This is a genomic window from Desulfocurvus sp. (assembly GCF_023230885.1).
Taxonomy (GTDB): Bacteria; Desulfobacterota; Desulfovibrionia; order Desulfovibrionales; family Desulfovibrionaceae; genus Desulfocurvus.
This window is the reverse complement of sequence record NZ_JALNWM010000144.1, coordinates 1-8717: the sequence shown is the minus strand read 5'-3', so window position 1 is coordinate 8717 and position 8717 is coordinate 1. Positions and strand designations below refer to the sequence as shown.

7 protein-coding genes are annotated in these 8717 nt (G+C 73.4%); all 7 read right to left on the bottom strand.

Features of this window, described 5'->3' with window-relative positions:
- Nucleotides 1-810: 810 nt before the first annotated feature.
- On the bottom strand, nucleotides 811-1440 hold the full coding sequence (locus M0P34_RS10810; RefSeq protein WP_291498929.1) for a nitroreductase family protein: 630 nt from the start codon (nucleotides 1438-1440) through the stop codon (nucleotides 811-813).
- Between the two features lie 9 nt (nucleotides 1441-1449).
- Entirely contained in the window at nucleotides 1450-1965 is a 516-nt protein-coding gene (locus M0P34_RS10805) for a hypothetical protein (protein WP_291498928.1), read from the bottom strand.
- A gap of 240 nt (nucleotides 1966-2205) precedes the next feature.
- Nucleotides 2206-2514, bottom strand: coding sequence for a hypothetical protein (locus tag M0P34_RS10800; protein WP_291498926.1), 309 nt, complete (start codon nucleotides 2512-2514; stop codon nucleotides 2206-2208).
- The gene (locus tag M0P34_RS10795) at nucleotides 2511-4238 is read right to left on the bottom strand and encodes a PepSY-associated TM helix domain-containing protein (protein ID WP_291498925.1); all 1728 of its coding nucleotides are present in this window, start codon (nucleotides 4236-4238) and stop codon (nucleotides 2511-2513) included. The genes M0P34_RS10800 and M0P34_RS10795 overlap by 4 nt, the downstream gene beginning before the upstream one ends.
- Before the next feature lie 14 nt (nucleotides 4239-4252).
- Nucleotides 4253-6604 (bottom strand): TonB-dependent receptor, encoded by a 2352-nt coding sequence (locus M0P34_RS10790; RefSeq protein WP_291498924.1) that lies wholly within the window; start codon nucleotides 6602-6604, stop codon nucleotides 4253-4255.
- Nucleotides 6605-7152: 548 nt separating this feature from the next.
- Nucleotides 7153-8205, bottom strand: coding sequence for a FecR domain-containing protein (locus tag M0P34_RS10785; RefSeq protein ID WP_291498923.1), 1053 nt, complete (start codon nucleotides 8203-8205; stop codon nucleotides 7153-7155).
- Between the two features lie 22 nt (nucleotides 8206-8227).
- Nucleotides 8228-8717 (bottom strand): sigma-70 family RNA polymerase sigma factor (locus M0P34_RS10780; protein WP_291498922.1); only part of this gene is annotated, 490 nt, incomplete at its 5' end.

Below are 8717 nucleotides of genomic sequence, written 5' to 3'. Positions count from 1 at the left end.
CGCGAAAGATGGACGGCGGCGCCTGCGGGGAAGGCGCCGCCCTTCCGGCGTCCGGCCTGCCGTCGCCCCCCGCAGGATGTACGGCCAGCGCCGCCTCCCGCCGAGGCCTTCCGGCCGCCGGGCCCCGCCCCCTTAGCGCCCAAAGCCGGGCAGAAGAAACGACTGGAGGCGCGGAGGACGACGGCTCCCCCGCGTCGCGCACCGGACAGGGACGAAAAAACGGGAGGCAGCGGGAAAGGGACGAGGACGCCCTCCGGAAACGCCCCGCTCCCCGGGCGCCCGGACCCCGCCGGGGACCGCCAGCCAGCAGCGGCACTGCCCGGACCCGCGGGAGGGGCGAACGGCGGCACCCCGCTGCCCGGCCCGGCTCCGGCGCCGGGCTTCAGGGCGCTCCGCCCCGGGGCCAGGCGGCGGACGCCAAAAACGGCGGCGGCGCCTGCCGCGTCCGCCCTTGCCTGCGGGGCGCCGCTGCACGCGCCGCCCTCTCCTGCCGCGCGGTGCTCCTCCCTTCTGTGTGCCGCCCTCCATCGGCCCGGGCCGGGGCGCGAAAGGCGGCCCGGCCCCCCGCTCCAGGGGCCACGCCGCGCGTGCAGCGGCCAACGCCGGGGCGCCGGGGGGCCCCGGGTCAGGCCCGGGCATTCATGACCGTCCGTCAGCCCGGGCCGGCCCCGGCGCGCCGCCCCCGGAGCAGGCCGCCCGGACCAAAGGCCCCTGCCTTCCAGCCCCCGGCGCCGCTGCCCGGGCGCGACAACCTGGCCGACCGGCTCGGCACGCGGCCAGCGCCGCCCCGCGCCATTGCCCGGCGCGACGCTAGAGGACGATGTCCTCCAGGGGCTTGCGCGTGTGCCGCGTGGGCTGGCCCGGGGCGGGGTGGCCCACGGCCAGCAGGGCGACGACGCGCAGGTCCGGCCCCAGGGCCAGGCGTTCCCTGACGCGACCCTCGTCGAACATGCCCACCCAGCAGGTGCCCAGGCCCAACTCCACGGCGCGCAGCATGATAAAGGTGTTGGCGATGCCCACGTTCATGGCGGCGACGGCGAAGCGGGCCGCCTCCGTGGCCTCGGCCGCGCGGCGCACATAGTCGTCGATGCCGTCCATCATCTCGCCGGGAAGCAGGCCCCGCTCGCGGTAGAAGAAGGCGCTGGCCTGGGCGTCGCGCACATAGCCCGCCAGGTCGGCGCAGCAGACGATGATCGCCCCGGCCCCGGCCAGCCAGCCCTGGCCGCGCGTGGCGTCCTTTTGGGCGAACCAGCGGATCAGCTCCGGATCCTGGACGGCCTTGAAGCGCCAGGGCTGGGCGTTGAGGCCGGACGGCGCGAGCCGCGCGGCCTGGAACAGGGCCTCCAGATCCCGCGCGGCCACGGGCTCGCCGGTGAAGGTGCGCACGCTGTGGCGCGCGGTCATGGCGTCCATGACGCCCAGGGGCGTTGTCCGGGACATGGTTCCCCCCTACTGTTTCGCGCTCGTTGCGCGGGCCTGGGCCGCCCGCAGTTCGTCCACCTTGAGCTGGATCATGCCCAGGTGGTAGGCCGTGTGGGCCAGGGCTCCGGCGGCGCCCCAGGCGGCCTGGGCGTCGCGGGCCGCGTGCCGGGCGACGGCGGCCTCCAGGGCCGCGAGCCCCAAGGCCAGCCGCTCGCGCAGGGCGCGCCACTGGCCCTGGTCCACCTCGCCCCGGGCCCAGCTCTGGGCCCAGTCGTACTCCACGTCGCGCAGCCCGCCGATCCACTCGGCGAACACATCGAGGCTGAAGGCCACATGCAGGGCGTGGCGGGCGACGGAGGCGCCCGCCACGGGCGCGGATGCCTCGGCGGCCGACAGGCTGGCCAGCAGCGCCAGCAGCCCGCCCTGCCCGGGGTCCAGGAAGGCCCCGGCCTCGCCCGCCCCGTGGAAACACTCCCGCAGCACACTCACCAGCGCGGCCGGAGCCAGGTTCGCCCCGCCACCGCCACCCGTCGCGTCGTTCACGGCATCCCTCCTTTTCCCGTGCGGCCCGCCCCCGGCGCGCCGCCCGTCCTGCGCCCCCTTGTACCCCCGATCCGCCCAGGGCGCCAACCCCGGGCCGGGCACGGCGCCAGCCAGGAGGCCGCGCACGGCAAAAAAGAGGATTCCCCGGGCGCCCCGGGCGGCCAACGGCCGCCGGGGGGCCGCCCGGGGAATCCGGGGCATGACATGGCCAGGGCCGCGCGGCCCCGGCCAGGGCGTGGTTCAGATGCCGTCCTCGCGGACCCGGTGCCCCGGCCCGGCGTCCAGCTCCACCTCGTAGGGCCCGCCGGGGCGCTGGAACAGGCACAGGCCGAATTCGTCCGTCCGGCCCTGCCACAGCAGCCTGCCGTCGTCCTTGGCGTAGACCTTCACCGGGATGCCCGCGGCCAGGGTGCCGTCGGAAAACGCCCCGGCCAGCTCCACGCTGTCCGGCCCGTCGGCCACCAGGGAGAAGAAGAGGCTGTGGGCCTGGGCCTGGGCGGCCAGCAGGAGAAGGAATATCACCAGGGCGATGCATATCTGCTTCATCATTGTTCGCTCCTTGCGGTTGACGTTGTCGCCTGGGGCGGCCCGGCGGCGCCCGGCGCGCCCAGGGGCCAGCGGGCCCGGTGGGCGCCGCCGTCCCAGGTGCGCACCTCCACCCACAGCTCGGCCCCGGCCAGGTCCCCGGGCAGGGCCAGGGGCGCGAAGGCCGTGTTGGCGGCGCCCTTGGCCTGCACGCCACGGGCGCTGGAGCCCGCCGCCCCGGTGACGCCCACCACGACGGCCCGGGCCTCGTCGAAACGCCCGTCGGCGATGCGCGGGAAGACCATCACCCGGGCCCCGGGGCGCAGGGGGCCCGGGCCGTCGGCCCCGCCCGCCCGGGGCGGGGCCATGATCACCGGCACGATGTCGAAGCCCCCGGCCGAGCGCGCGGCAAGCTCCACGCCCGGCGAGGCCGCCCGGACCGGGCCGGGCCCCCCGGAGGCGACCCGGACCAGCCCGGCCGCCAGGGCCACGACCACCAGCACGTTGACGTACTTGAAAACGCCCATAGGCCCGCCCCAGGGCTTGACCCAGTTCCAGACCCGGCGGCCGAGCCCGGCGCGGGCGGGCCGCGCGCGGCGCAGGTGGATGAGCAGCCCCGAAACCGTGAGGAAGCAGGCGCCCACGCCGAACAGGAACCACAGGAACTTCATGACGGCCGCGGCCAGCGGCCCCCAGGAGCGCGGCAGCAGCTCGCCGTGGTGCAGCTGGCTCATGGCCTCGAAGGCGTAGCGCGCCAGGGGCGCGTCCTCGGCCAGGTCCGCGCCCATGATCCGCGCGGTGAACGGGTGCACATACACGGCGTTGGGGTTGCGGCCCTTGAGGTACTCGCCCCGATCGCCATAGACCACAAAGGGCATGTTCGCGTTCAGGGGCGGCACCAGGCCGAGGATGGTCATATCCGGATAGGCGGCCCGCACGGCGTCGACCACGCTCTCGCCGCTGGCGCGCCGGGGCGTCTGCGGGCCCAGGGCGTCGAGGTCGGCCTCCGAGAGCCTGGGCGGCGCGGCCTGGCTGGCCACCACGTCGGGCACCAGGTCGAACTGGGCCAGGGGGAAGTTGTAGAAGTACCAGGTTCCGGTCAGGGCGATGACCAACAGGAAAGGCAGGCACCACAGGGCGACGAGGCGGTGCAGGTCGCCCAGCAGGATGCGCGCCCCGCGCCCCAGCCGGGGCGGCGTGAAGAACGACCGCCAGAACCTGCGGTAGGCGAACAGGCCCGAGACCACGGCCGCCAGCAGCAGGACCCCGGAGAAGTTGACCACATAGAACCCGATGAGCCCCTGGAACAGGACGGCGTGGGCCCTGGAAAGCACATGGCGCACGGTCAGCGCGGGAATCTCGCCCAGGACGGCGCCGGTGTAGGGGTCCAGGGCCACGGCGCGCTTGGCCCCGCCCGGAAGCAGGACGTGGGTTGTGGCCGCGGCGTGGGGCTCGTGGGGCGCGGTCTCGATATGGGCGACGCCCATGCCGGGATAGGCGCGCAACAGGTTGTCGTACAGCAGCCCGGGGTTGACCCTGGCGGCCTGCGGCCCGGGCGGCGAGGCCCGCAGGACGGGGAACACCAGCCGGTCCAGCTCCGGCGCGTAGACGGCCAGGGTTCCGGTGCCCATGACCAGGGTCAGGAGCACCAGGAACCACAGGCCGACGGCCCGGTGGACGATGTTGGCGGCGCGCGCCGCGGACCATCTGGCCCGCGGCGCGCGCGCGTTGTTTTGCGTCGCTTGCATGTTCCTCCCCGCGCCTAGAACGCGTATCTGATGCCGACGCCGAACTCGCGCGGGTTGCCGATGATGGCCCTGCCGATGGCCAGCTCGCTGACGCGGTAGTACTGGTCGAACACGTTGTTCACGAAGGCGTAGACGGTGAAGTCGCCAAAGGCGTAGCTGCCCTGGATGTCGCACACCGTGTAGTCGCCTGAGGAGGGGCTGTCGTTGGTGTCCTCGGACTTGTAGGACCCCACATAGCGCACGCGGCCGCCGACCTTCAGGCCCTCCAGGACCTCGTAGTCGGCCCCCAGGGTGAGGGTCAGGTCCGGGGAGCGCATGAACGAGGCGCCCTCGGCGTCGATGCCGCCCGCATCCTCGAACTTCTTGATCTCGGTGTGCAGCAGGCCGACCCCGGCCATGAGGTGCAGGGCCTCGGTGACCAGGTACTGGGCGCTGGCCTCCAGGCCGTAGCTCTCGGCGTCGTCGGCGTTGGCGATGCCGTAGACATCGGTGGTGCCGACTATTCCGGCGAGGTAGTTCATCTGATAGCCTGAGTACTTGGCGTAGAACAGGTTGGTGTCCAGCAGCAGGCGGTTGTCCAGCAGCTTCGAGCGGGTGAACAGCTCGTAGTTCCAGACGGTCTCCTCGTCGAAGCGGTTGAGGGCGCCGGAGGTCCAGATGAGCGTCACGCCGCCGGGGTTGAAGCCGCGCGAAACCAGGCCGCCGACGCGGAAGTCGTCGGTCACGTCGTAACCCAGCACGGCCTTGGGCAGCCAGGCTTCGTAGGTCTTGTCGAAGTCGAGGTCCACGTTGTAGAGCGCGCCGCCCGTGGAGGTGCCCCGGCGCTCCTGGCCGTCGCTCTGGTAGCGCAGGCCGAGGGTCAGATCGAGGCGGTCGGTGATGTCGTAGGTCAGCTCGGAGTAGAGCCCGAGGCTCTCCTGTTTGTCGTCGAAGGAGCTCAGGCCGCAGGCGGCGAGATTCAGGAACTCGTCGCTGTCGGTGTGCTGGTAGAAGGCGGCCAGCAGCCCGGACAGCCCGTTCTCCGGGCTCTTCCAGTGCAGCGTGGTTTCGTTGTTCAGCTCCTCGCGGTCGATTTCGGCCCTGCCGTTGCGGTCCACGTCCACATAGCGTGTGCTGTCGACCTTGCCGTAGGAGAAGCGGTTGGACAGCTCCAGGTTGTCGGAAAACGCGTAGCTGACATCGTGGATGCCCGTGTTGGCCACGATGCGCCGGGAGGGCAGGTTGACGGAGATGGCCCTCAGGTCCTCGTAGGGCTTGCGGACGTATTCGGCCTGCGGCCCCTCGTTCTTGGAGCTTGTGAGGGTGAGTTTCATTTTCAATTCAGGGGCGCCGTTGGGCTCCCAGAGCACCTTGCCGCGCAGGACCTCGCTCAGGATGGTGTTGGGGTCGGGGCCGTAGTCCTGGGTGGGCTGGATGTCGATGAAGCTGTCGCGGCGGCGCAGGTCGGCGGACAGCAGGACGGCCAGCTCGTCGTCGACCAGGGGGCCGGACGCCGAGGCCGAGAACCGGGCGGCGCGGTAGTCGCCGAACTCGGTCTGGATCTTGGCGTGGGGCTCGAAGGTCGGGTCGGCGGTGACAACGTGGATGGCGCCCGCGATGGAGTTCACGCCCTGCGAGGTGGTCTGCGGCCCGCGGAAGACCTCCACCCGCTCCACATCCCACAGGGACGTGGCGCCGAAGATGAACTCGTCGAAGCTCACGGGCCGCCCGTCGACGGTGACCGTCGCCCGGGGGCGCGAGCCGCCGAAGAACGCATAGACGCCGGAGAGCGGGCCACCGGCCTTGACGCCACGGATGGTCGGCCCTTCGTTGCTGTTGCCGCCCAGGTCCACGTTGGGCACGAATTGCAGGATGTCGTCCACCTCCCGGAAGCCCGGGGAGTTGTCGATGTCCTCGCCGGTGAAGGCCGTGGCCGAGGCCGCCGTGTCGTACAGCGTGCGGGTGGTCCGCTCGCCGGTGATGACCATGGGCTCCAGCCGCAGGCCGTCCTGGGCGGTGCCGGGCCCGGCGGCGTCGTCGGCCCCGGCCTCGCTCCGGGGCTCCGGGGCGCCCTTTTCGCGCACCACGAGGGCGCCGTTGGCCGAGCGCCCGGCTTCGAGCCCCGAGCCCTCCAGGAGCAGCCGCACGGCCTCGTCGGCCGTCAGCTCGCCCGAAACGGCGGGCGCCACCTTGTCCCGCAGAAGCTCCCCGGGGGCGACCACCGTCAGGCCGAAGGCCTGGCCCGCCGTGGTCAGCGACTCCTCCAGGGGCTGCCGGGGCAGGTCGATGCGCACGGCCCCGCCGCCCTCCTGGGCCACAGCCAGCGAGGCGGCAAGGACAAGGGCCAGGGCAAGGGCCGCCGCCCGGGGTTTCAAGCACTGTTTCATCCTGTTCAGAATCCGCAAGGGTATGTCCTCCTCGACATGGGTTGCAGACCGCCAAAACGACGGGACCTATGAACAGGACGCGCGCGCCCCCCGTTCGGCAACCGGGAAAGGCAAAAAGGGCAAAAAAAAGACGTGCGGGGACAAAAAAGGCGTGGGCCGCTCCGGGCCGCGCGGGCTCGCGGCGTGGGTCGGGGGCGCGGGGCGCGCCCTGGCTGCCCGCGCCGGGGGCGAGGGGTCCGGGCGCCCGCGGGCGCGCGGGGCCGCAGGGCTGAAACGAACGCCAAGCTCCGGGTGGATCCGGGCCATGCCCCGCGGCCACCCGGCGCCGAAGGGCCGAGATGCCGACACGAGACCGCGGCCTCCCGGCGCCGGAGGGCCGGAGAGGCGCGCGGGGCCGCCGCCCGCGCAGCGCCTGTCCCGGCGCGGGCGGCCAGGGCGCGCCAGCCTGTGCCGCATCCGTGGGGAAGCCAGCGCTTCCAAGACCGGAAAGCCTTTGGCCCCGGGGCAGCCCCGGCGAAACAAGGCCGCCGCGTTTTGCAGACGCGCCGCTAGGGCGCGCGGCGCAGGACGGTCTCGTCCCCGATGGCCTCCAGGCGCACGGGAAAGACTTCGGTGAGCGTCTGGAGCAGGCCCTCGATGTCGCCGCTGTCGAAGGTGGCGGTGACCCGCAGCCCGGCGAGGTCCTGGTCCGCGATCCTGATCTTGCGGTGCCGGTAGCGGTTCAGGTCGGCGGTGATGTCGGCCAGGGGGGTGTCGATGTAGACCAGCAGCCGGTCGCGCCAGGCGCCGATGGCCTCGGGCCGGGGGCTGGCGTCCTTGACCGCGCCGCCGTCGGCGCGCACGGTGAGCCGCTCCCCGGCGGCCAGGGTTTCGGCGCGGGCCCCGCCCGCCCCGGCCTCGGGCGCCCCCTGCCCGGCCCCGGGCACAAGGACGCTGACCACACCCTCAGCCACGGCCACATGGGTGTCCCCGGCGCCGCGCCGGACGTTGAAGGCCGTGCCGTGCACGGTGATGCGCGCCTGCCCGGCGACGACCTCGAAGGGCCGGTCCGCATCGGGGGCGACCTCGAAGTAGGCCTCGCCCAGGCCCATGCGCACCAGGCGCAGTCCGGGGTCGAAGACGACCTCCACGGCCGTGTCGGCGCCCAGGGTGACACGGCTGCCGTCGGCAAGCTCCAGGCTGCGCGTCTCGCCCACGGCGGCGGCGTAGGTCCGGCCCTGCGCGGGCTGCGGCCCGGCGGCCCCTGACGGGGCGCCCGCGCCGGGGAACCAGCCCGGCAGGGCATGCAGCGCCAAAAGCGCCACCAGGCAGACGGCGGCCAGCCCCCCGGCCCAGGCCGCGCGGTGCCCGCCGGGGGCCAGGGCCCGCCGCAGCCGCTCGCCCGGGGACGGCCGGAAAAAGGCCGGGTCCAGGGCCTCGCGGTCCAGGGCGCCCATTTCGTCCCAGAACCGCCGCGCCCGCTCGTAGGCCCGGGCGTGGGCCGGGTCGGCGCGCAACCAGGCCTCGAAGCGCCGCCGCTCCTCGGGAGCGGCCTGCCCGTCGGCCAGGGTGGCCCGCCACAGGAAGGCGGTGCGCATGAGTTCGTCGGTTGTCCGGGACACGGTTTTTTCTTCCATATTCCAGTCAGCTCCGCAACGCGGCATACAGGTCGGCCAGGGCCCGGGCCACATGCTTGCTCACCGCGGGCCGCGAGATGCCCATCCGCCGCGCGGCCTCGCCGTGGCTCAGGCCCTCGACCCGGGTGAGGAGGAACGCCCGGCGGCGCTGCTCGGGCATGGCGCGCAGCACGTCGCGCACGATGTCCATCTGCTCCCTGGCTTCCAGGACGCGCTCGGGGGTCAGGGCGTAGCCGTCCGCCTCGGTGCCCTGCGCCCGGGCCGCCTCGGCCTGGTTCCGGGTCGCCACCCGCCTGAAGCGCAGCTCGGAGATGGCCAGGTTGCGCACCGTGCGCCACAGGAAGGCCCTGAGATTCCCGATGGCTCCGAGGTTGCCCCGGGCCGCGATGCGCTCGAAGGCGTGCTGGGTGATCTCCTCGGCCTGGTCCGGACAGGAGCGGAACCGCGCGCGGACGTACTCCACCAGGGGCCTGTAGTTCCCGACATACAGCTCCTCG